This window comes from Bacillus sp. FJAT-27231 (genome assembly GCF_001183975.1).
Classification (GTDB): Bacteria; Bacillota; Bacilli; order Bacillales; family Domibacillaceae; genus Pseudobacillus; species Pseudobacillus wudalianchiensis.
In genome coordinates this window covers 3,603,553-3,627,125 of sequence record NZ_LFZU01000001.1, presented here as the reverse complement: position 1 = coordinate 3,627,125, position 23,573 = coordinate 3,603,553, and the positions used below count along the sequence as shown (strand labels likewise).

The 23,573-nt window shown below is 41.5% G+C and carries 28 protein-coding genes; 25 read left to right on the top strand and 3 right to left on the bottom strand.

Annotated features, from left to right (window positions below; genetic code table 11):
- Positions 1 to 16: 16 nt before the first annotated feature.
- The 15 genes from AC623_RS17530 to AC623_RS17460 all read left to right on the top strand — a co-directional run bounded on the left by AC623_RS17530 (position 17) and on the right by AC623_RS17460 (position 12,842).
- Complete coding sequence (locus AC623_RS17530; protein ID WP_049664913.1) at positions 17 to 436, top strand: TIGR03826 family flagellar region protein; 420 nt, start codon at positions 17 to 19, stop codon at positions 434 to 436.
- Between the two features lie 171 nt (positions 437 to 607).
- Positions 608 to 871 (top strand): flagellar biosynthesis anti-sigma factor FlgM, encoded by a 264-nt coding sequence (gene flgM / locus AC623_RS17525; protein ID WP_049664909.1) that lies wholly within the window; start codon positions 608 to 610, stop codon positions 869 to 871.
- 48 nt (positions 872 to 919) lie between these two features.
- The gene (locus tag AC623_RS17520; RefSeq protein ID WP_049664907.1) at positions 920 to 1,396 is read left to right on the top strand and encodes a flagellar protein FlgN; all 477 of its coding nucleotides are present in this window, start codon (positions 920 to 922) and stop codon (positions 1,394 to 1,396) included.
- Between the two features lie 74 nt (positions 1,397 to 1,470).
- Positions 1,471 to 3,039 carry a flagellar hook-associated protein FlgK gene (gene flgK / locus AC623_RS17515; RefSeq protein ID WP_049664905.1) on the top strand — a complete coding sequence of 523 codons (1,569 nt, stop codon included), beginning with the start codon at positions 1,471 to 1,473 and terminating at the stop codon, positions 3,037 to 3,039.
- Between the two features lie 16 nt (positions 3,040 to 3,055).
- On the top strand, positions 3,056 to 3,940 hold the full coding sequence (gene flgL, locus AC623_RS17510; RefSeq protein ID WP_049664901.1) for a flagellar hook-associated protein FlgL: 885 nt from the start codon (positions 3,056 to 3,058) through the stop codon (positions 3,938 to 3,940).
- A 48-nt stretch (positions 3,941 to 3,988) separates the two neighbouring features.
- Entirely contained in the window at positions 3,989 to 4,579 is a 591-nt protein-coding gene (locus AC623_RS17505) for a DUF6470 family protein (protein WP_049664898.1), read from the top strand.
- A gap of 18 nt (positions 4,580 to 4,597) precedes the next feature.
- Positions 4,598 to 5,038, top strand: a complete 441-nt coding sequence (gene fliW / locus AC623_RS17500; protein ID WP_049664895.1) for a flagellar assembly protein FliW — start codon at positions 4,598 to 4,600, stop codon at positions 5,036 to 5,038.
- Between the two features lie 7 nt (positions 5,039 to 5,045).
- Entirely contained in the window at positions 5,046 to 5,270 is a 225-nt protein-coding gene (gene csrA, locus AC623_RS17495) for a carbon storage regulator CsrA (protein ID WP_049664893.1), read from the top strand.
- A 229-nt stretch (positions 5,271 to 5,499) separates the two neighbouring features.
- The gene (locus AC623_RS17490; protein ID WP_049664892.1) at positions 5,500 to 6,489 is read left to right on the top strand and encodes a flagellin N-terminal helical domain-containing protein; all 990 of its coding nucleotides are present in this window, start codon (positions 5,500 to 5,502) and stop codon (positions 6,487 to 6,489) included.
- Positions 6,490 to 6,722: 233 nt separating this feature from the next.
- Entirely contained in the window at positions 6,723 to 6,944 is a 222-nt protein-coding gene (locus tag AC623_RS22415; RefSeq protein WP_442853542.1) for a flagellin, read from the top strand.
- 745 nt (positions 6,945 to 7,689) lie between these two features.
- On the top strand, positions 7,690 to 7,863 hold the full coding sequence (locus AC623_RS17480; protein WP_049664890.1) for a carbon storage regulator: 174 nt from the start codon (positions 7,690 to 7,692) through the stop codon (positions 7,861 to 7,863).
- A gap of 215 nt (positions 7,864 to 8,078) precedes the next feature.
- Positions 8,079 to 10,409, top strand: a complete 2,331-nt coding sequence (locus AC623_RS22410) for a flagellin N-terminal helical domain-containing protein (protein WP_053104172.1) — start codon at positions 8,079 to 8,081, stop codon at positions 10,407 to 10,409.
- Between the two features lie 233 nt (positions 10,410 to 10,642).
- Positions 10,643 to 10,864 carry a flagellin gene (locus AC623_RS22405; RefSeq protein WP_442853542.1) on the top strand — a complete coding sequence of 74 codons (222 nt, stop codon included), beginning with the start codon at positions 10,643 to 10,645 and terminating at the stop codon, positions 10,862 to 10,864.
- Positions 10,865 to 12,381: 1,517 nt separating this feature from the next.
- Entirely contained in the window at positions 12,382 to 12,621 is a 240-nt protein-coding gene (locus AC623_RS17465) for a hypothetical protein (RefSeq protein ID WP_049664887.1), read from the top strand.
- A 20-nt stretch (positions 12,622 to 12,641) separates the two neighbouring features.
- Entirely contained in the window at positions 12,642 to 12,842 is a 201-nt protein-coding gene (locus tag AC623_RS17460; RefSeq protein ID WP_049664886.1) for a YjfB family protein, read from the top strand.
- A gap of 229 nt (positions 12,843 to 13,071) precedes the next feature.
- Here AC623_RS17460 and AC623_RS17455 read toward each other — a convergent pair whose 3' ends face one another.
- Positions 13,072 to 14,511 (bottom strand): amino acid permease, encoded by a 1,440-nt coding sequence (locus AC623_RS17455; RefSeq protein WP_049664884.1) that lies wholly within the window; start codon positions 14,509 to 14,511, stop codon positions 13,072 to 13,074.
- A 1,001-nt stretch (positions 14,512 to 15,512) separates the two neighbouring features.
- Between AC623_RS17455 and AC623_RS22180 the strand changes: the two genes are divergently transcribed.
- Positions 15,513 to 15,662 (top strand): DUF3298 domain-containing protein, encoded by a 150-nt coding sequence (locus AC623_RS22180; RefSeq protein ID WP_331457020.1) that lies wholly within the window; start codon positions 15,513 to 15,515, stop codon positions 15,660 to 15,662.
- Between the two features lie 35 nt (positions 15,663 to 15,697).
- On the opposite strand, the gene AC623_RS17450 is transcribed toward AC623_RS22180, so the two are convergent.
- On the bottom strand, positions 15,698 to 16,804 hold the full coding sequence (locus tag AC623_RS17450; RefSeq protein ID WP_049664882.1) for a CAP domain-containing protein: 1,107 nt from the start codon (positions 16,802 to 16,804) through the stop codon (positions 15,698 to 15,700).
- Positions 16,805 to 17,084: 280 nt separating this feature from the next.
- Between AC623_RS17450 and fliD the strand changes: the two genes are divergently transcribed.
- From fliD to AC623_RS17405, 9 genes are all read left to right on the top strand, one after another.
- Positions 17,085 to 19,169, top strand: coding sequence for a flagellar filament capping protein FliD (gene fliD / locus AC623_RS17445; RefSeq protein WP_049664880.1), 2,085 nt, complete (start codon positions 17,085 to 17,087; stop codon positions 19,167 to 19,169).
- Between the two features lie 29 nt (positions 19,170 to 19,198).
- A complete protein-coding gene (locus AC623_RS17440) occupies positions 19,199 to 19,585 on the top strand; it encodes a hypothetical protein (protein ID WP_049664877.1) in 387 nt (128 codons plus the stop codon).
- Positions 19,586 to 20,040: 455 nt separating this feature from the next.
- On the top strand, positions 20,041 to 20,262 hold the full coding sequence (locus AC623_RS17435; RefSeq protein WP_049664875.1) for a spore germination protein: 222 nt from the start codon (positions 20,041 to 20,043) through the stop codon (positions 20,260 to 20,262).
- Positions 20,263 to 20,288: 26 nt separating this feature from the next.
- A complete protein-coding gene (locus AC623_RS17430) occupies positions 20,289 to 20,513 on the top strand; it encodes a spore germination protein GerPB (RefSeq protein WP_049664873.1) in 225 nt (74 codons plus the stop codon).
- 37 nt (positions 20,514 to 20,550) lie between these two features.
- Positions 20,551 to 21,177, top strand: a complete 627-nt coding sequence (gene gerPC, locus AC623_RS17425) for a spore germination protein GerPC (protein WP_049664871.1) — start codon at positions 20,551 to 20,553, stop codon at positions 21,175 to 21,177.
- Positions 21,174 to 21,350: a spore gernimation protein GerPD gene (locus AC623_RS17420; RefSeq protein ID WP_049664869.1), complete on the top strand. Its 177-nt coding sequence runs from the start codon at positions 21,174 to 21,176 to the stop codon at positions 21,348 to 21,350. The genes gerPC and AC623_RS17420 overlap by 4 nt, the downstream gene beginning before the upstream one ends.
- A gap of 11 nt (positions 21,351 to 21,361) precedes the next feature.
- A complete protein-coding gene (locus AC623_RS17415; protein WP_049664868.1) occupies positions 21,362 to 21,730 on the top strand; it encodes a spore germination protein GerPE in 369 nt (122 codons plus the stop codon).
- Between the two features lie 54 nt (positions 21,731 to 21,784).
- Entirely contained in the window at positions 21,785 to 22,003 is a 219-nt protein-coding gene (locus tag AC623_RS17410; protein WP_049664866.1) for a spore germination protein, read from the top strand.
- 39 nt (positions 22,004 to 22,042) lie between these two features.
- Positions 22,043 to 22,468: an Hsp20/alpha crystallin family protein gene (locus AC623_RS17405; RefSeq protein WP_049664863.1), complete on the top strand. Its 426-nt coding sequence runs from the start codon at positions 22,043 to 22,045 to the stop codon at positions 22,466 to 22,468.
- A 286-nt stretch (positions 22,469 to 22,754) separates the two neighbouring features.
- Here the strand turns inward: AC623_RS17405 and AC623_RS17400 are convergent, their stop codons facing one another.
- Positions 22,755 to 23,480 carry a ZIP family metal transporter gene (locus AC623_RS17400; protein ID WP_049664861.1) on the bottom strand — a complete coding sequence of 242 codons (726 nt, stop codon included), beginning with the start codon at positions 23,478 to 23,480 and terminating at the stop codon, positions 22,755 to 22,757.
- Between the last annotated feature and the right edge of the window lie 93 nt (positions 23,481 to 23,573).

Below are 23,573 nucleotides of genomic sequence, written 5' to 3'. Positions count from 1 at the left end.
TGTTGGAGGTATTGATATGGGGGAAATTGTCAACTGTCCGCGTTGCGGTGATCTTTACATGGAGAATGCATTTCGTGATGTTTGTGCGAAGTGTGCAAAAGAAGAAGAACAACTGTATGAAACAGTCTACAAATTTTTACGCCAGCGAGAAAACCGGGCAGCTACAATTGAACGAGTTGTAGAAGTGACAGGAGTGGATGAGATGCTCATTCACAAATGGATGAAAAAAGGCCGACTCCATGCAGCCCATTTTCCGAACCTCGGCTATCCATGTGACCGGTGCGGAGCCATCATTAATAAAGGCAAAGTTTGCGGAGATTGTTCAAATGACATTGAAACGGATTTAAAGCAAATCCAGCGTGAGGAAGCCTTTTTAGCCGAAAAAGCAAAGCAAGAAAAACAAACGACTTACTATGCGGCGAATAAAAGAAGTTAAAATAGAGATAGTAAAAATGACCCGATTTTCTTTTTTGAGCGGCACTGGACCTTTAAGAAAAATTGATAAAAACCGCCTATGAAACCGCTGTTAACTTTTTTTCCAAAAAACCGATATAATGAGTAAACACATGAGAAAATCGGAAAAAAAGAAAGAGAGGGATCAACAGACGTGAAAATTAACCAGAATGGCGTATCCGGCATCAATCCGTACCAAAGACAGCTAAACAAAGTGCAAGACGCAAAAAAAGCGGTCGAGGCGCCAAAAGATAAACTGGAAATCTCTTCAGCGGCAAAAGGCATGCAGGAAGTGTCTAAAATGACAAAAGAACGTATGGAAAAAATCGCAAGCCTGAAACAACAGGTAGCCAAAGGTGAATATCAGCCGCAGCCGGAGAAAATCGCTGAGGGCATTGTGAAGTTTTATAAGAAATAATGAAAGCGGAGTGCCAAACGCGCCGCAGGAAAGCAGAGGGAAAGAAATATGTCTGCAGGGAAATTAATTGACACACTAGCAAAGATGGACCGCCTGCACGAAATGCTGCTGGCGCTCTGTGAAAAGAAAACCGATATTATTAAGCGAAACGACATGGATGGACTGGATCAGCTGTTGAAAGACGAACAAAAGTACACAGCCGCCATTCAAACGCTAGAGGTAGAACGCCAGCGGGAAGCAGAAAAAGTGGCTGGCAAGGCGGAGGCGACGATTGAAGACTGTATTTCGGCAGCAACAGAAGCGGACAAGGAGCGACTAGCAAAATTGCAGACGAGTCTCCTTGAGCGGCTGAAGCAATTAAAGGAACTAAATGATTTAAACCAAAAGCTCATTTATCAGTCGCTCCAATTCGTCAGCATGAGCATGAGTATGCTCCAACCGCAGCCGCAGCAGGCAACCTATACACACCCGGCTAAACATGCCGGACAGCGGCCGAAGCGTTCCATGTTTGATTCACAAGTATAAGGTAAGGGGCTATGTTGCCCCCTTTTTTTTGAGCAATTTAAGCAAAACGATGATAGAGAAACGGAGGAACAACGATGCGTTCCACTTTTCAGGGGTTAGAAACCGCCAAGCGCGGCATGTTTACACAGCAAACCGCTATTAGCGTAACCGGACAAAATATCGCTAACGCCAACACACCAGGCTATACACGCCAGCGTGTGAACTTTCAGCAAACTGAGCCGTATCCGGCACCGGCTATGAATCGCCCGCAAATTCCAGGACAAATGGGAACAGGCGTGGAAGCCGGCTCGATTCAGCGTGTACGGGAAAGCTTCCTAGACACGCAATACCGGACTGAAAATAACAAACTCGGCTACTGGCAGTCCAAGTCAGAAGCGTTAAGTAAAATGGAAAACATCCTAAATGAACCGAGCACGAATGGCTTAGCCGCCGTCATGGGGCAGTTTTGGCAGTCGCTTCAGGATTTGAGTGTGAATCCGGAGAATGAAGGAGCGCGGGCGGTTGTCTTGCAGCGTGGACAAGCTGTCGTTGATACGTTCCATTATCTGAGCGATTCCATTTCAGCGATTAAGAATGATATTGGCAGCCAAATTAATGTACATGTAGATGAAGTCAATTCTATCCTTGAACAGATTGGCGGGATTAATAAGCAAATCAGCGAGATTGAACCGCATGGCTATTTGCCGAATGATTTGTATGATGAGCGTGATAGGTTGGTAGACCAGCTATCGCAGCTTGTGAATATTAAAGTAATAAAAAATCCTTCTGGCGGTAATGCGTTCAAGATTGCGGATGGGACTTATACGATCTCGTTAGTCAATACAAATGGCGATCCTGTAGAGCTTGTAAATGGAGATAAGTTTAATTCTATTGAACCAACTAAAGACAACAAAGGAGATATAACAGGTTTTACCGTTAAAGACTCTTCAAAGGCAACGGTAGCAAACGGAAATATAGATTTAGGGGATTTTTCACAAGGAAGATTAAAAGGGCTGGCAGATTCCCATGAAGGTCTTTACCCAAACATGCTTAACGATTTAGATAAGATGGCTTATACATTCGGACGGATTTTTAATGAAGTGCATAGCAAGGGGTATGGTTTAGAAGGCGCGATGTCTCCTTCTGTTTCTTTCTTCCAAGGGCTAGAAAACATGGACAAGGACAATTATGTTGGAGCCGCAAGCTCTATCGCTATGGGGGGAATTACCACAAAACAAATTGCCGCTTCTGCCAAAGCTTTAAATGGCGGAAACGGAGCAAACGCTATTAACTTAGCCAATATTTCCACTATATTGTTGAAGGGAACGTACAAATTAGAGGGCTTTTCAAATCCAGAGGTACCTATCAATCTTGACAGTCTCAGTGCCATTGAAACAGGTGGAACAATCCAGTCTTTTTATGAAGGGATTATCGGAAAGCTTGGTGTTGATGCCCAGCAGGCGCTGCGTATGTCAAAAAACAGCTCAGTACTCGCTCAATCGGTAGAAACAAACCGCCAATCCGTCAGCTCGGTATCACTTGATGAAGAAATGACAGATTTAATAAAATTCCAGCATGCCTACAATGCGGCCGCAAGAAATATTACGGTAGTAGATGAAATGCTTGATAAAATTATTAACGGCATGGGCACGGTAGGAAGATAAGAAGGGGGGATAAATGATGCGCGTAACACAATCGATGTTATCTAATAACATGCTGACCAACCTGTCAGGCAGCTATGACCGGCTTGGCAAGCTGCAGGACCAAATGGCTTCTCAAAAGAAAATTACCCGCCCGTCTGACGATCCTGTCGTGGCTATGAAGGGAATGACGTACCGGACGAATTTGCTGGAAGTTGAGCAGTATCAACGCAATTTTTCTGAAGCGTATAACTGGACGGAAAACTCAGATGCCGCTTTAGATAAAGCGACGAGTGCCTTGCAACGAATTCGGGAATTAACCGTACAGGCAAGCAACGATACGTATGAGGGCACCCAGAGGCAAGCGATTATGCAGGAAATTGATCAATTGAAAGAACACCTTGTTCAAATCGCCAACACGAAATTCGGGGATAAGTATTTGTTTAATGGAACCGATACGTTAAATCCACCAGCTGCAATAAGTAGTGAGGGAATAGTGACTGTTAACCCAAAAGGTGATCCGGTTAAGTTAGAGCTATCCAAGGGAGTTTACATTCAAGTGAATGCTGATCCTACAAAGGCTTTTACACAAAAGATGTTCGCGGACATTGAAAAACTTTCATCTACATTAAAGGGAGACAAAACTGATAGAGAAATCGGTGATTTCCTTGGCGATTTGGATGAGCATATCAATGCTGTTACGTATGAACGTGCGAATATTGGTGCTCGTTTAAACCGTATTGAGCTAATGGAGGAACGGGTGGCGGATCAAGAAGTTATCGCGAACCGCATTATGTCTGAAAATGAAGATATCGATATGGAAAAAGTCATTACAGAACTAAAAACTCAAGAAAGCGTCCACCGTGCCGCCCTGAGCATCGGTGCCCGCATTATCCAGCCTACTTTAATGGACTTTTTAAGATAAGCTATTCCTGCGGGGATAGCTTTTTTATTTTACAGGAGGTGACGAACGATGCAAGTGCCCCAAATTAGGATGACGTCCCAGCAAGCCAAAATTGAGATGACAACTCAGCAGCCGGTTCAGTCCATTGAACAGCCGTCTGCTGAACTAGACCTACAACAGCCACCGGCAGAAATGACGATTGAGCGCACACCGGCACGGCTGACGATTGACCAGACAAAAGCACGGGAAGATATGGACTTAAAGCATATTTCCAAGCGGATTGAAGAAGCGGCCCAGCAGGGGTATCAAGATTGGCTAGGCGGTTTGGAACGAGTGTCATCCCAGGGTGATGAGTTAATGATGATTGAAAATGGCGGTGAACCGCTTATTGATCAAGCGAAGCAGAACAGCGAAGGGCCGGAGCTTGAATTCAACATTGGCTGGATTCCTTCGGCAGGCGGGGTTAGTATCCAATATGATCCGGGTAAAGTAGATATTAATGTAAAAGTAAATCCAGTCATTAATAATACGCGTCCGCAAAAGCCAATTTACAATTATCAACCGGGTAAGATAAACATTAGTATGAAACAATACCCCTCTTTATCTGTTGACTTTGCAAATTTAAAATACAGAGGGATTAACTACGAACAAGAAATATAATAAAAGGATGTGAACAAGATGAAGATCGAAACAAAATACCATGGGCAGGTTGAAATAGAAAAGGAAGCTATTTTAGCGTTTCATCATGGAATCCCAGGATTTGTGGAAGAAAAGCAGTTTACATTGCTTGCTTTCTCTGACAATGATGCTTTTTTTGTTTTACAATCAATGAAAACACCTCAGTTGGGCTTTATTATTGCCAATCCGTTTGCCTTTTTCCCTGATTATGATATTGAACTGGATAACGCTACAGTAGAAGCGCTAGAGCTACAAAAGCCAGAAGATGCAGCAGTGTACACCATCTTGACTGTTCGAGAACCATTTAATGAAACAACGGCTAATTTGCAGGCGCCCGTTGTGATCAATATGAGTAATCGAAAAGCCAAGCAGGCTATTTTAAACGAAAATCGCTACCACACCCGTCACCTCATCATGCCGGCCGGTGCTGTAAAGGAGTGAGCGCACAATGTTACTTTTAACAAGAAGAACAGGAGAAGCCATCCAAATCGGCGATGATATTGAAATCACTGTTGTCAGTATTAAAGGCGATCAAATTAAACTGGGCATCAATGCGCCGAAACGCGTAGATATCCATCGAAAGGAAGTGTACCTATCTATACAAGAAGAAAATGAAAATGCCTCCGCCGAAGTAAAAGACATCTTTGGTTTATTAGGAAAAGTAAATAAGTGACAAAAGAGTCTCTGCATTAAGAGGCTCTTTTTCTTGCCACAGTAAGCTTTCACAATTTATACATAAAAAATAAAAAATATAAAAAAATATTCATTAAACTATTAAACTTACCCACCTGCCTCCGATATTAAACATGTAACGAGGAACAAAGGGCGGCCGACCTCAACAACCCGTTACACAATAACGGTCCACAAGGATGTGGACGTTTCATTTCAAGGAGGAAAATCAAATGAGAATTAATCACAACATTGCGGCGCTTAACACTTATAACAAATTGAACAGTGCTTCTGGTGCACAGTCTAAATCAATGGAAAAGCTGTCTTCAGGCCTTCGTATTAACAAAGCGGGAGACGATGCTGCTGGTCTTGCAATCTCTGAAAAAATGCGTGGACAAATTCGTGGGCTAGATATGGCTTCTAAGAACTCTCAAGATGCTATTTCAATGATTCAAACCGCTGAGGGTGCATTAAATGAAACTCATGATATTTTACAACGTGTACGCGAATTATCAGTTCAGTCTGCAAACGATACAAACAATAATAATGACCGTGCGGAAATCCAAAAAGAAGTTGCTCAGTTACTAACTGAAGTAGACCGTATTGGTAACAATACAGAGTTTAACACAAAGAAACTTCTTAATGGTGGACTGGGTGGAACAGTAAACCAGGCTCCTGGCACTACTACTGTCCTAGCTGTTGCAGGTGTAGCATCTGCATCTACTACAGGCGCTGCCGCTGGTACTTATACCATAACAAGTGCTGCAACTGGAAAGCTAACTATGACTGATGCTTCAGGAAAAGCGCAGACTATCGACAATGCTGCCGGAGCTCAAACACTTAACTTCTCGGATTTTGGTATTGAGATTAAAACAAACTCTAACTATGCAAAGGATGCATCTGTTGGTAATGTAGTAGTAACTGCTGGTGCAGCAAACTTCCAGATTGGTGCTAATCAGGGACAAAATATTAACCTTAGTATTTCAGATATGAGATCAGGAGCATTAGGTATTGCTGGAGTAGATGTTTCCACTAAAGCTGGTGCGGATGCTGCGATCACTACTGTACAAACAGCTATTGATAGTGTATCTTCCGAACGCTCCAAACTTGGTGCATACCAAAACCGTCTAGAACACACAATTAACAACTTAGGTACATCTTCTGAAAACCTAACTGCAGCGGAATCTCGTATCCGTGACGTAGATTATGCTTTAGCTGCTTAGGCAGTGACAAGCACAGTCGTCCTAGCTGGTAACGGTTAGTGATTATTATCGGGTGAATTGCTGGAAACCCCTTAGAGCTTTTCTTACCACAACGTAGTTGGAAACGACAAGCGTGACGGTCTAAAAAAGAAAAGATTGGGCAATCAGCAGCCAAGCTCCTGTGAGGAAACTCTGGAGAAGGTTCAACGACTAGGAAACCGTCTAAGGCGAAAGCTATGACGATGAATCCATAGGTGAAACAATGTATCATCAGCATTGTGAATCCGAAGTGCCCGACCCCTACTAGATTGCTAGAGGGTGAAGATATAGTCTGGTCATTTGTGAAAGCAAATGTTCGCACGATGGCGAAAGAAATGATGAACCAAACGAAGAATTCTATTCTTTCTCAAGCAGCACAAGCAATGTTGGCTCAATCGAATCAAATGCCTCAAGGCGTTTTACAACTCTTGAGATAATTAGATAAGAAGGGCGTCTTATCTGGTAACGGATAAGAGGATCACTGGGTGAATTGCTGGAACTTCCTAAAGCTTCATCAACCACAACGTAACTGGAAACGGTCAACGTGAAGGTGTGAAAATGATGGAGATGGAACAATGGATAATCAGCAGCCAAGCTCCTGTGAGGAAACTCTGGAGAAGGTTCAACGACTAGAGAAAACGGTCTAAGGTAAAAGCTATGACTATGAATCTCGTAGGGCAGTAAACGCTGTTCGAAGTGCCCAGCCCCTTATAGAATAAGGGTGAAGATATAGTCTATTCTGTCACTGAAAGGTACAGTCGCAAAGCAAGCGAACCAACAACCACAAGGCGTACTTCAATTGTTACGTTAATAGGTTTATCCTTAGGCTCCAGATTTTATCTGGAGCCTTTATATTTTTTATAATTTACAAAAAAATAATAGCGAAAACATTAAAAAATTTTAAAAAACAGCTAAACAAATGAATAAACCTTCCGATATAAAAAATAGTTAAAACAACTACATAATTTCACGGATGAAATTATTAAATTTTTTATTAATAATAGCACACTCAAGGATGAGTGATAACTTCTTAAGACGCTACCCGTCTACCCAGAAGTCTATCACTCAGCCTTTTTTTGTGACTAAAACAGGTAGTTAGACCTATTTAATGCAACTTGCTTGCTATATAATGAGGTAAGTTAAAGAAAGAATCATTTTAAAAAAATCATACGAGGTGAAACTATGCTAGTTCTAGGGAGAAAGCCAGGGGAGTACGTAGTCATTAATGACAATATCTTTGTCAAAGTAGTTAAAAGTGAAGATGGTAATCTTAGATTAGCTATTGACGCACCAAGAGAAGTGCCAATCGTTCGCGGCGAAATACATGAAGCCGCTCGACAAGTTGAAAAAGTGTAAAATCACAAAACAAACTGAATAAGAACTTAGCCCAAGGACGGGCAGCTAAACGAATTCAAGCAGGACGCTTGAAGCTGTTTAGCTGCCCGTCCTTTTTGTACAGAACTGGCAGAGTTTCGCCCCCTAATAAAGGTATAAGAAGCTTCACGCTTTTTATATAAATCACTCACCGGTGGAAACGGAAGTCCACCGTATAATCCAAGGAGGAAAAGGAAATGAGAATTAATCACAACATTGCGGCACTTAACACGTATCGTCAGTTGAACAGTGCTTCAGGTGCGCAATCTAAATCTATGGAGAAATTATCTTCAGGTCTTCGTATAAACCGTGCTGGAGATGACGCTGCTGGTCTAGCAATCTCTGAAAAAATGCGTGGGCAAATCCGTGGTTTAGACATGGCTGCTAAGAACTCACAAGATGGTATTTCAATGATTCAAACAGCTGAAGGTGCTTTAAATGAAACACATGATATCCTTCAACGTATGAAAGAACTTGCTACACAAGCAGCAAACGGAACGAATACTGATCAAGACCGTGGAGAAATCCAAAAAGAAATTAACCAATTAACATCTGAAGTCAACCGTATCGGTAACACTACTGAATTCAATACGAAGAAATTGTTAAATGGTGGTGGGGTTGATCCTAAATCTGCTACAAAGGTTTCTGGTAATGGATTGGATATTGCTGCTAAGCTTGCTGGTGGTTCTGGTATAACTAATGGATTAAATACTCCTGGTAATAGAGCAACAGCAACTATTGATATTGCTGCTATTAATGCAACGGCTACTACTGATGATGGTAAGTATTTCAATATTAATTTAGATGGTAGAGAGATTAAGGTAACGTTTGATTCTACAGCAACAAATAGTGGTGTGTCTGGAAATACTATTACTATCAAAACATCAAACAATGAAGCTGGAGCAGATGTTGCAACAGATATAGTAAATCAATTAACTTCACTTATTAATAATGATGAGAATTTAAAAGGTAAATATACTGCATCTGCAATTGGAGGAAGTACTGGTAGCAACAAGCTTCAAATCCAAGCGAATGCTGTGAGTTTATCAACTGATGGCAAATTACAAGGTGCACTCGATGGTGGTTCTGTAACTATTGCAAATGGTAAACAAGCTATTACTACTGCAGGTACTAATGTTACAAATGCGGGTTCACAAGGTGCACATGCAACGCAAACTATTGATTTCTCTAAAGCAACTATAGATGAATTGAAGGGGTCTGAAATCGTTGTTAATGGAACAAAAATTGCATTTTATGATAGTGCAGATGGTAGCTATAATGGAAACGCAGGACTATCTGTTGACTTAAACGGTGCAAGAAGTGCTGAAAAGATTGTTGATGCAATTGTTAATGCAGCAAACAACTCTGGTTCATCAAGAGTTTCCGGTGTTTATTTAACAAAAACGGATGGAAACAAACTACAAATCACAGCATCTCAATCAGGCTTAGCCGGTAGTGAAATTCAATTAGGTAATAATGCTGCAGTAACTGTAACTCAAACTTATGGTAATAACAAACTAGACGGTGAAGCAGTAACATCTGCTAAAGGACTTGCTGATGGTGAGCATAAAGTAACTGTTAGTTATGTAGGAACAAGCTCAACTGCTGGAACTGCAACTGGTAACGTTACTGCTGCTAAGGTAGGAATTACTGTTGACAAAAATAGTGATTTAGCAAGTGGTACTTATAGATTAGTTGGTACAGCTAATGATACATTTAAATTAGAAAAACTAGGTGATGATGGTACTACATGGGGTGCAGTTACAGGTTACGGAGCTCAAGCAGGTGCTGCATCTAGTACGGCTATTGATTATGGTGATCTAAAAGTTGCGTTCAGTGGTACTTATTCAGCGAATGATTTTTCTGCTGGAACTGACTATATTACTTTCTCTATTGATGCAAAACATTTCGAAGCAACTCTAACAGAATCTGGAAGTAATGCTGCGGGTACAGCAGTTAGAATCACAAATGGCGAGAATAACGTAACTCTTACAGCAGAAGATGGTATTGGTGAAGCAAAGGTCAATATTGGCGGTTGGGATGCAGCTAATTTTGCAGTGGATGACACAATTTCATGGTCATTTGAAACAAAAGCGGCTGGCAAGGAAACAGCTGAAGTAGTTGGTGGAACATTCACTGAAAAACTCCAAATTGGTGCCAACAATGGACAAAGTTTCCAAGTTGATTTTAAAGATATGCGTTCTCAAGCATTGAATATTTCTGGTACATCTGCTGGTGCATCTCAAGGTGTCGTTGAAGGTGCTAAATTCACAGCTACTAAAGATGTTACGAACGGAACTAATAACGATGGTGCAGAATTTGCTCTTGATGTTTCTACGCATGACTCTGCTACAGCTGCAATCAAAGTATTAGACAATGCGATTAATGCAGTTTCTGCAGAACGTTCTAAACTTGGTGCATACCAAAACCGTCTAGAACACACAATTAACAACTTAGGTACATCTTCTGAAAACCTAACTGCAGCGGAATCTCGTATCCGTGACGTAGATTATGCTTTAGCTGCTTAGGCAGTGACAAGCACAGTCGTCCTAGCTGGTAACGGTTAGTGATTATTATCGGGTGAATTGCTGGAAACCCCTTAGAGCTTTTCTTACCACAACGTAGTTGGAAACGACAAGCGTGACGGTCTAAAAAAGAAAAGATTGGGCAATCAGCAGCCAAGCTCCTGTGAGGAAACTCTGGAGAAGGTTCAACGACTAGGAAACCGTCTAAGGCGAAAGCTATGACGATGAATCCATAGGTGAAACAATGTATCATCAGCATTGTGAATCCGAAGTGCCCGACCCCTACTAGATTGCTAGAGGGTGAAGATATAGTCTGGTCATTTGTGAAAGCAAATGTTCGCACGATGGCGAAAGAAATGATGAACCAAACGAAGAATTCTATTCTTTCTCAAGCAGCACAAGCAATGTTGGCTCAATCGAATCAAATGCCTCAAGGCGTTTTACAACTCTTGAGATAATTAGATAAGAAGGGCGTCTTATCTGGTAACGGATAAGAGGATCACTGGGTGAATTGCTGGAACTTCCTAAAGCTTCATCAACCACAACGTAACTGGAAACGGTCAACGTGAAGGTGTGAAAATGATGGAGATGGAACAATGGATAATCAGCAGCCAAGCTCCTGTGAGGAAACTCTGGAGAAGGTTCAACGACTAGAGAAAACGGTCTAAGGTAAAAGCTATGACTATGAATCTCGTAGGGCAGTAAACGCTGTTCGAAGTGCCCAGCCCCTTATAGAATAAGGGTGAAGATATAGTCTATTCTGTCACTGAAAGGTACAGTCGCAAAGCAAGCGAACCAACAACCACAAGGAGTTCTTCAACTTCTTCGTTAATTTTAGATTATTTGGAAGAGACTCTAGTTATACTAGGGTCTCTTTTTATTAACTACAGAAACCTAGCTGTCATTTGAAGTTTGTTTCATCACATATAATTTTTTTACTAAAAGTTTATTAACCTCTCCGAAGTCATAGGGAGGGGAGGTTTTTATTCCATTAATTTTGTATTAAGCCTTCTCGCCGAAGCGTCCCTAGCTTATAAGTGACAGACCAATAAGTGTGGCCGAGGGCCGTAGCACTTTGATTTGTTGTTTGACCGGTTTGTTTAAGCGAGAGATCATTAATGAAATTTCCTCACATGAATAGGGCTTGCTTCTTTCTGAACTGGTGGTTATTGGCATTACTTGGCAAGCAGTTCTTTCTCATAGTTAAAACGCCAAGCTCAGTTTGTTTTGTAGTACATGCTTTGGCATGCTACCGTAATGGATTGGATAGTATTCAGGAAAGTAAGTGTGTCTTTTACCGAGGTGAATTTTAAAGCAGAGCGATAGCCGTCCGTGACGGTGGCATATTTAAAAGAAAGATTAAAGGTACGATTAATATGCTGTTGTAATATCTCTAACTGTTGTCGGGGAAAGTTCAGTAAAGCGAGCATAATAGAAGAATTTAAATAAATCTTTTTCTTTAAGTGATTTACTCTTTTCGTTACACAGTGTTCCGTCGTCCATGTAAAGTACAAATAGGCAGCAGCCGTGATGGTATTTGCTTCTGATTAGCATTGTCATAAAAATATGGATAAAGCTCTATAAAGAGAGAACTAGATTTTGCGCGTAGTGTGTTGCTTTTGGGAGTGAGATACAGCAACTCTGGTATGAGCGTTTGTTTCCATTCACGATATGCTAGTTGTTAGACGCCATAGTGTTCCCCATAGCTGTTATTCCTGCGTCGGGAACCTTTATAAAGATTAGTTATTTCTCCGTCTCCTGCAATACTTGCGATCAAAACATTTTGCTGGACGGAAGACAATTTCCATGGCTCCATTCATCATTACCTCATCTTTAAAGAATGTTTGTTCTTATGGTAACATGTGAATGAGGCATTAGCCAATGAAGAAGTTAAGGTGGATATTTAGAGATTTTTAATTGTACAAAGTCAGTCTTTTTAGACCTTATAAAAAATTGCCTGTCAGGAGAAAAATAAATGGATAACACTCACCAAGACTATAAAAACTTTCTTGAAGAACAACTCCAATGGTGTAAGGAACGAGATAGCATTCTTGAACAGATAGATGAGAAGCTCCGTGAAATGAAGCAAATAGCAGAGTACGCTCTTGAATATGAGCTTACGTCAATAGAGATTGATGAGTTGAATGATCAACTGAATAAATTAAAACGTGAAGTTCACTCTCTAGAGAAGCAGCTACATTCTGTGATTTATTAGAAGGGAAAGGAGGCAGTTTTATGGATATAGCATTCATGTCAATGGCATTAAGCCAGGGACAAATTCAGCAGCAAGCTTCTATGTCAGTCATGAAGATGGTAATGGGAGAGGCAAAACAGCAGGGGGAAGCCCTTCAGAGATTAATGGGTACTGCTAATGCAACAGCCATCCAACACGCTGCTCAGCCACATTTAGGGGGCAATATTGATTTGAAAGGATAAGAGAATCATTTTAGAGTAGCCAAAGTGGTTGCTCTTTTTTTATTTGCGGAAAGTATGGAATAGAGTATATCTTGATATATAGCAAAGGTTGAATCCTTCACTAGAGATGTTAAAAAGGGTAGCAGTTCTTGAACATAAAAAACAATCCTTTTTTTGCTATCTTAAAAAGGCCGTTGAATCAATCATTTCAACGGCCTTATTTTTACTATCCCAAAAAGACAGAAAAAAATTAATTATGAATATTCAGTTTTCCATTCTCGGTCGTAAACTCTGAAGAGGAAGAGTCTTTCTTCGGACGTATTCTTACATAATAATATAGGTAACAAAGAATCATAAAAGGCACTCCACAGTAAATGGCCATTCTTTGATCTTCAACGAATACCATGCTTACTAAGACAGCTGCGCACAGGAGGAAGCAGAGAATAGGTATAACTGGGTAGAACGGCGTGCGGTATTGTAAGTCTTTGAGCGGCCTTCCTTCTGCAAGAAAACGGCTGCGGAAAAAATATTGACAAATAGGAATGGATGCCCACACCACAAGACCGGCCATTCCTGAAATGGATAAGAGCCACACGTACACAGTGTCTTCTGCTACAAAGCTTGACAGCAGGCACAAGCAAGAGATCGCGAGCGTTACAAATAAAGCATTTAACGGCACTCCGCGCTTGCTTAGCTTGCGGAGAGCAGAACTTGCCATTCCATCGCCAGACATGGCCCATAGAATACGTGTGGAAGCATATAGCCCGGAGTTCGCTACGGAGAGTACCGCCGTAAGAATAACGAAGTTCATAATATCAGCTGCATATGGAATACCAACACCGTCAAAAACCATCACAAAAGGACTTTCAATTACACCTGCTTGTTGCCATGGAATGAGACTAACGAGTACAATCATAGACAGTACATAAAAAAACATCGTCCGCCATACAGTGTTATTGATCGCTTTAGGAATCGCTTTATGAGGCTCCTTCGTTTCTCCGGCAGTAATTCCTATTAACTCTGTTCCCTGAAATGAAAAAGTAACAGCAATCATGGTAAGAAAGACAGCAGCAAAACCATTCGGAAAGAGTCCGCCATTATCTACAAAATGAGAAAGACCGGGAGCGGGTTCTGTTCCCTTTATATGAACAAGTCCAAACATGGCTGCCGCGCCTATGATAATAAATAATAAAATGGTCGCCACTTTAATGCTTGAAAGCAGAAACTCCGATTCTGCAAAACTGCGGGTAGAGCCGGCATTTAAGAGAAAGAGAAGAACGGCAAATACTACACACCATATCCATATCGGCGTGTCCGGGAACCAGCGTTTCATCAGCATACCGGATGCTGTAAACTCCACACCGACTGTAACGGACCAGTTTAACCAATACATCCAGCCGATGACGAAGCCGGCGCCGGGCCCAATATATTTGCTTGCGTACACTTGGAAAGAACCGGCAACGGGCATGGCGATAGCTAATTCTCCTAAACAGAGCATAACGAGGTATACGAGAAATCCTCCTACAAGATAGGCCAGAACCGCGCCTCCCGGTCCAGCTTGATTGATCGTATAGCCAGAGCCTAAGAAAAGCCCTGTGCCAATAACCCCTCCCAAAGAGATCATGAATAAATGTCTGCTTGTCATCGTTCTTTGCAGGCTGGTAGGGGTATGATTATTATCTTCTTGCATACACATTTCTCCTTTTATCACAGTTTGGTTTTAAGAGGGTGGACACGCCAACTTTCATTAAGAAAAGGGAAATAGCATAAGTGAAATATCTCTTGGTGTAATCGCTTCCATTTTTCTGGGGCTTTCTTTTTTCTTTGGCCAATTGTCTAATAAAATAAATAATAATCGACAAAGTATTTTTTAATAGATGGAAAAGAGTCCGTATTTCCCTGAATCACCTCCCAGGGGTTATGGAATGAATTACACTCTCTAGTTATACATGATTTTCTGAAAGACTTGCTGATTTTCGGGGAGACAAGTAAAAAATATACACAATATCACAAAAGATTTTACCTGCCTAGAAAGATGGTTTATTCGGTAGGTATGAGGTATTTCCTATGTTCTGCAAGAAAGACCTATCTGTATTATATCGTATGGACCGGAAGTTTAACATTTTGTACGAAAAATGAATCAGGGGGGAGAATGGCTAATCTCATGCCCCTCCGCACACCCTCTTTATCGTTAAGAGTACTATGCAGTAAAACGAGAGAAGGATGAGAAATGGTGCCTAATGCATGACCAGTTACAATTCAAGCAATCAAGCTAAATATCGGGCCGAATAAAACAGTTTTCTACTCCCAAGTTACCGGTATGAAAAATAAAGGGATTGAAAAAGCAATAAATCGCACTATTGTCTATTAAACCTAGCAGCTAATCGACCTGCAAGTTGGAAATATGCAGACAATCGTTGAAGAAATGAAAGGTTCCTATGAGATTAAGAATAATCAGCGTGAAGTTTTAAGCTTATCGTTCTCCAATTATACGTATCATGCTCATGCGGCTCATAGAATGACCTATATCAAGTCCTGGACGTTTAATTAGCAAAACGGAAAGCTTTATCAGCTTAAAGACTTATTTAAGCCTGGAAGTGATTACGTGAAAAGACTGTCGGATTTAGTCCGTGTACAAATCCATTAGCGTGATATCCCGCTTCTAAACGGTTTTACAGCTATTCAGCCTATATTGTCGACAAAGCGCTTGTCATCTACTTTCAGCTTTATGAGATTACTCCATATGTTTTTGGTTTTCCGATGTTTCTGATTTCCGTTTATAATTTGCAGGATATTATTGATCAAAATGGCCCGCTGGGACGAATGGCGGCGAATAATTGACGCAAAAAAGGGCCGGATTTTTTCGGCCCTTTCAACTATTTAGCAAAGAAATTTTCCGTGAAGTAAGGCTGCGCTTCCTCATTAAATGCGACTCCAACACCTAAAAAGCGGTATTCAGGCCGCAGGATGTTTTCCCGGTGACCGAGAGAATTCATGAGACCTTCATGGGCAAAAATGCTGCTGAACTGTCCGTAGGCCAAATTTTCTCCGGCCGATGTGAAAAAGACGTGATCAGCCTTCATCCGATCAAAGGGCGATTGTCCTCGAAGATTTGTATGAGAAAAATAATGCTGCTTCGCCATATCTGCACTATGCTTTCTTGCGGTTATTTTCACCTGATCATCCCATCTTAAAATTGGCAGGTGATGATTTACCCGGGCAGCATTCGTTAAATCAAATAACTGATATTCAAACCCTTCTTTTAACGGTGCACTCCCTTGTGCGTAAAAGGAAGGTTTTTCTTGTTCTAACTCTTTGTTGATGATTTGAATGGCGGTCACTGTATTATTTTCATGTTTATCATAAAAAATGGTGACGTAGCTGTTATCAATCATAAACACACTATAATCCTCTTTTTCTTGAATCTTCATATAAACTAAGCCTTTGCGCATTTGGCTCAGAGGCACTCCAAGTTTCTGGAGAACGGTTTCTTTCGAACTGCCGAGTTTGATGCCGCTTGTGGAAGAAACGAGATCCTGATTCGTATAAAGACCGGCTACCTTGTTGTGATCATCATAAGCCACCATCAGAAAATTTTGATAGTCCTGATGATACGTGTGCCACTCCACTCCGTATTCATTGTAAGAAGAGCGTTTAGGAGCACCGAGAATCTTCTCTACCTCTGCTTTGCTGTCTAAAAGTTCGATGTTGTGAATAGAGAAAGCCTGCGCTTCCGGCTTTGTTAAAGCTGGCTTTTTAAATTTTGTTGTTTCTTGTTCGGTGGCTGTATCACTTGAGGTAATGAACTGCTGCAGAGTGGCAGAAAGACTGTCAAGTGCTTTAGAAAAATAAGGGTTTTCTGTAAAAGAGATCATTTTCTCCATTAATGGGGAAGCATCGGGTTCACCCATTTGCTTTTCAATAAGAGGCCAAGAGATAAATAAAAGAACTAAAACAATAATCGTATAAAAAAAGCTTCTCAATCTGATAGCTTCCTTTCTAAAATAGGCTGATTTAATTATAGGTTTCCAGCGTTAAATTTTACAATGAAATACACCTTCCAATTTTCAGCTCTCTTTCCACTAAAAGAAAACAGGAAAAGATATCGGATGTAAGGGCGTGAGCATTATATCGGATTGTTTCTCTTTCACTGTTAAACTCCCTCCCGATTAACCGATATAAATACTGGAGAAGATAATTTAATGATCGTTACATACTAATTCCTCAAATTAGCAGATTAAACAGGTAAGGAGTGGGAGATAAATGGTTCGGATCGGCGGATTGGCAAGTGGGATGGATATCGACCAAATGGTAAAAGACCTCATGAAAGCGGAACGGATGCCGCTTAATAAAATAAAGCAAAAAAAGCAAGTATTGGAATGGCAGCGTGATGACTACCGGGCAATGAATCTATTACTTCAGGACTTTCGATCAGAGTTGACACAAATGAAACTAACGACCAAATACCGGGCGAGAACGACAGCATCGACTGATGAAGCAAGAGTAACGGCAACGGCGAGCAGTGCGGCTAGTCAATCTTCTTATTCTATTGAGAAGGTAGAACAGTTGGCTAGCGCTGCTACGAGAACTAGTAAAGAGCCCATTTTAGCAAACTCCACTGATAAGATTGATCCTTCTCAAAGCCTACGCAGCCAGCAATCCAAAATTAAGGATGGGGGCAGTTTTGGTTGGTCACAAGGAGTTGTTGATCGAGCTGTTTTAGCAGCCGACGGCACAAGTAACCCAATAGCGATTGGACTTAAAGCAGGAGAAGAGATTTCTATCACTGCCCTAAGTGAGATGACTGTAAAGGTAGGTGGGAAAGTTTTTAAGGTTGTAGGAGAGGGCGCAACACTTGGTGACGATGATGTAAGTCTAAGTAAAGATGGGAAGTTGACATTCAAGACAGTTCCTCCAAAAGATGCAAGCATTAAAGTAGACTATGTTATTAAACAAAAGCTAGACACTAAAACCTTCACCGAGGCGGGCAAGGAGATGCAGCTTTCTAAAGCGGGAATTGCCGTGGATGAAACATTCTCTTTAAAGGTAACATCAGGGACAGATATAAATTTTTATGAGCTTGACCCCGCTTCCCTAGATGTTGCTAAAGGAACTGTAAAGTTAGTTGATAAGAATACTAATGATGTTAAGGGTGAAATAAACCTTAATACAGGCAAAATCAGTTTTATAGATGAGCAGGCGAAGGACACGGTAGCAGAGGTAACGTATACACAGGAGTACTCTGCTTTTAGTATTACTTCCCAAACGTCCAAGGGAGAGGTAAAAGAAAAGTTTTTAATTAACTCTGCTGAATCAATGAATCAAATCGTCAATAAGGTAAACAGTTCAAACGCCGGAGTTTCTATGTTCTTCGATACGTTTACTGGAAACGTTTCATTAACCCGAACAGAAACGGGTAAGTTTGGGAACACGACAGGAATGGAAATTCAAACGGATGGGGATTTTATGACCGGAATATTGAAATTTTCCGATGATCCATCATTAGAAAAAGGCGGAGAAAACGCCGTATTTACTATCAACGGTCTATCAACCGAAAGAAACTCCAACACCTTCGAAATGAACGGCGTCACATTCACGCTAAAACAAGAATTCGAAACTGGCCCGGCTGTCAGCGTCTCCATCAACAACGACAGCAGCAAAGTCTTCGATAACATCAAAGAATTCGTCAATAAATATAACGAACTTATCGATAAAATCCAGAAGAAAACGGGTGAAGAAAGATACCGCAATTACACACCACTCACCGATGATCAACGTGAGTCGCTGTCCGATAAGCAACAGGAGCTATGGGAGGAGAAGGCGAAAAGCGGGCTTTTGCGTCGTGACCCTATACTAGGCAGTGTTCTGAACAATATGCGGATGAATTTTTCCCAGCCGGTGACAAACGACAAAGTATCAACTATGTTTAATCAAATGGCGAAGCTCGGTATTACAACGACGGGCAACTATTTAGAAGGCGGGAAACTGGAAATTAGTGAAACGAAACTCCGCAAGGCCATTGAAGAGAACCCAGAAGCTGTTGAAAACTTTTTCCGTGGTGACGGTACAACAGATGGACAAAAAGGAATTATGCATCGCTTGTATGATACGGTGAATAAAACGATGGACCAATTAAAGGCAAAGGCAGGAAACTCTTTCTCGACTCAGCAGCAGTTCGCCATTGGCCGGACACTTAAAGGGCTGGATACTAGCATTAATAGCTTCGAAAAGCGGCTTGTTCAAGTCGAGGACCGCTACTGGCGCCAGTTTACGGCCATGGAAAAGGCGATCCAGCGTTCCAACCAGCAATCGGTCTATTTAATGAACCAGTTTAGCAATGGCCAGTAAGATTTTGACACGGAAATTAGGTGAACCTATTGGGAAAACAACCATTAACAGAAGAGCAGTTCAGCTTCGTTCAGCAATATGTGGATCTGCTGACGACGATTGAAGAAGGCTTTGTGTATGTCATCAATAGCTTTGAAGATTATAGTAAAACAGAAAGCGATCAAATGTTATCCGATATCTTTGCGGCCTTGTACCAGGTGGCGAATGTGAATGAGACGCTGCAAAGCATTTTTGCAGACGACATTCAAGAGGTTATTGATAGATTCGAAACAGTCGCTGAGCAGGCTTCCCAGCTCAACGGGTTTTTCAATGATCAGCGGATGAAAGAGCAAGTCATAAAGGAATCGCTGTATCCGGCATTTCACGCGTGGGCTCAGGAAATGGAACAAGTACTAGCCCCTTATGTGAGAATATAAAATAGCTGTGCTGCTTCAAAAGTTGATGATGACTGGCTTTTGGAGCAGCATTTTTTGAATTATAATTTGTGTATACCAAACGATGGAAGCTCGTATTTCTATTGGCTCCGTTAAAAGGGAATATTATTTTTTCAATAGTCGATTGTAGCGGAAGGCGGCGACTCCAGCGGGAAAAGCGTGTCCTGGTGAGACCCCGCAGGAGCGCATGCGACGAGGAGGCTCACGGACCGCCCGCGGAAAGCGTCCGCCTGCAGCGAAAATCGACAACCAAGTATCACAGAGCCTTTTTATTAAGAAGGAATCCGAAAAAACAATGGATTCCTTCATTTTTTTTTCTGTCGTTAATATATTATTGATAAGTGCTGAAAACGGCCTGGCGCCTATAGACGTTTATCACGTTTATGCTGTTACTTCATACTGTACTAGTAGAATGATTTTCAAAAGGGATGAGATCAATGCCAGCGATCGTAGGGGCGGTAAAGGTCATTAGTATCGGAAGCAGCAGTGTTTTTAATATTGGTGATGTGTATGCGATTTCTCCGTCCAGCACAGCCAAAACCTTTGCCGGGGCGGGTTCCTTCAATACAGGTGATGGCATGAGGGTAAGAAATGAGTATAGCTCAACGAATACGTATGATGCCGATGCGGCCGATTCCAATATTCAGTCCGTTATGTAAGAGTGCTCTTGTGAGGGGGAGAGGGCGTGAACTTTCACATCAATCAAAACATCGTCATCCACAATTTAAGAATTGAGGGCATTTCCAACTCTTCTTTTTTGCAAATTGGGAGTGCTGGGATTATTAAGGCTTTGTCCAATCTCTACAACACAGGGGGATTTACTGAACCAGCTCCACAAACCGGTCCACAGGCAGGCACGCCGGGGCGGCGGCCTTTCTTTGTTCCTCTCACTCCCCCGACTCGTTCCTAAAACGATCCACCAACTTTGGCTGTAAGGAGGAGATGATATGTATTTTAATTATTCTCATATGATACATAATCTCCAACAAATGCACGAACAGATCAACTCCCAGCAACAAAGAATTGCTCAGCTGGAAGCGGATGTTCAAAAGCTCCAGCAAGAGATTCAATCATTAAAAAAAAATCAGTCCTCCAACATTGAAAGGGTCGAATATAAATTCGATCAATTAAAAGTGGAAAGGCTGGAAGGAACCTTAAATATCGGCATTACCCCGCATAATGGGGGAGGATCGATCGAGGACTTTTCCGTTGAGCAAAATGACTTATCAGTGCCGCCAATGGATCCGCAGCAGCGACTGTTACTGTTTGGGAACATCCAGCGGCAAGTTCATGATTATTTAAACGGGGAGTGCTACCCTGCACTACAGACGATCGAGCAGCAAAAAAATCAGCCGATAAATCCAGATTACCGGCAATATATTATTGATGATATTAGAAGACAAATTGATTCGCGCATCCATTATTATTTGAATCAAATTAATATGAGTCCTATAGGGGAAGAGCAGTTCGCAGAGATTGAGGGCCGGACAGTTAATAAAGTAAAGGAAGATATTCATAAAACATACGATGAATTTATTACAAAATTGCCAAAGGAAGGGGGCTTTTTGACATGAATTTTACGGTCGTAAACAAAAATATTTGTGTAGATAACTTAGCCATCGAAGCAGTGGCGAGCTCTTCTATTGTTTTAGTGGGGGACACAGATGCGATTACGCTGTCGTCGATGTTTGATACACCGCCTGAATCTTTTATTGTCGGGCCTTTGGTTCCTCTTTCCTCTGAGTAGGAGGTACTCCATTGTTTAAAAGAACATCCATTGTTCAAGATACTCGCGTCATCACGGTAGCTGACAGTTCAGTCTTTGAAATTGGCGATTCCGCTACTATGACATTACGGAATAGAGTATTAGCGGTCCAGCGTCAGGCAGAGCTCTTTTTCGGGAATGAAGGCAATTTTAACGATTATCCCATTTTTTCAAGACCAAGGTTGACACCGCTAATAGATGAGAATCTGACGGTGACGAGGTACAATCTTTCCCCTTTCATCCGGGTGAATCATATTAGTATAGTAGGGGTCGCTTCATCGAGTGTGCTGCATATTGGATCAACAGGCATCATAGATGCGGAATCGAGAATCAAGCATATTAGACAGTTGCTGCACACATAAAGGCGGCAATGGTTCGTGTGAGTTAGAAGAATCTAGATTGAAAAGGGTGTTCATATGCCTTCCATAGTGACAGGACCATTTAAAGTCAATACGAATAGCGGAGTGATGAATTTTGGCGATACATTAAACATTGCTCCGAAAAGCATATTCAAACAGGTAAACGGAGCAGGAGGAACTAATACGGGGGACTTTGTTACGACGAATAACGGTATTAGCATAAGTAGTGCGATAGATCCCGATGTAGCGGATCAAACACAGGCTGGCAATTTATAAATATCACTCTCATTAACTCATAAAAAGTGGTGAATATGGATGGATAACTACTTTGATGGATGGGATTCTTTATTTAAAAAGTTCTTTGACGGGGAAGTGGAAGAAAAGTTTAATCAGTATTTTAAAGGAACGGAAAACCAGCTGCGCATGAACTTATATGAATCGAAAGATGAGCTAATGTGTTTGTTTCTGCTGCCGGGCGTCAAAAAAGTAGAAGATATCCGGTTGATTGTGAACGAGAAGATGCTGGAGGTTAGCTGTGATATTCGCTTTAAAGAAGGTGAGTTTCGCGTTATTCAAGAAGAGTTTAACGAAGGAAGCTTTACACGTGTGGTGAACCTGCCTTTTTCTGTGAAAACCGACCAGATTAACGCTTCCTATAAAAAAGGCCTGCTCGCTGTTCGGTTAGTTAGACTTATGCCAATTGGCAGTAATCAAAGTGTTTTAATTAAAGAAGAGGAATGAAGTTGTATAAACGGGTCTTAAAGTGCTGCTTTTAAAGCAGTGCTTTTTTGTTTGCTGAAAATGAAAGAAATAGTAGATCAAGAAAAAAGAACAATAGGAACAAGTTAGTTAGTTTAAACTATAAAATGTGTGTTTCGCTCATAAACCCTATGGCTCCGCTCACATTCGACAAAGGTTCGCTCATAAATTGTACACTCCGCTCATAAACAACAAAAAATCGCTCACAATCCAGCTGCTAACTAAAAAATAAAAAGGATGGTGTCCAGAAAAAGGACAGTCATCCTGATTAAAGAAGCAACGTAATAAAGATACCGCATGCAGTGATAAACCCGACGACAGGACCGCCTTTCTCGTAAGCTTCCGGTGCCATGGTAGAGGAAATCATAGCGATAATGCCGCCAGCTGCGAAGGCACGAAGAATGGCTCTCATACTGTCGGAAGCGTGATCAAGAAAGACATAGCCGGCAAGAGAACTAAGAGCAGAAGCAATGAGGACGAACAGCCACATCATTAGAACCTTCTTCTTGCTGAATCCGCCTTTTCGAAGACCGGATGTACTAGAGAGTCCTTCTGGGACGTTACTAATAAAAATAGCGGTAACGAGTGCAGAGTTCACGCCGCCGCTAATAAGGCCTAGCCCGATCATCGCTGCTTCAGGAATGGCATCCATAATGGTTCCGATAAAAATAGCCATTCCCGAGCCGGAGCCATCCGGCGAAGCACTTCCTTCACCAGAACGCTTGCGATGTTGGGCGCCTTTTCGACTAATTATCATATCAAAAACAGTAAAAATAATAGCACCGCCAAGAAAGCCAAATGCAATTTCTTTTAATCCGCTCAGCTCTAAGGCTTCTTCAAGAAGCTCATAAGAAACAGCTGCAATGAGCGCGCCTGTTCCGAGTGCCATGATATACCCAATCAGCTTCTTCGGGAGGGAAGTAAGTAATACAATAACAGCTCCTAATAGATTGGCTGCACCGGCGATTGCACCCCAAAGCAAAGCTTCACCCATAACATCGCTCCTTTCACTAGATTCTTTTGGTTTATTCCCTTAATATCTGCGCTTACACATAAAGAAAGCGTACTGCCTTGAAGATAAGTAGAT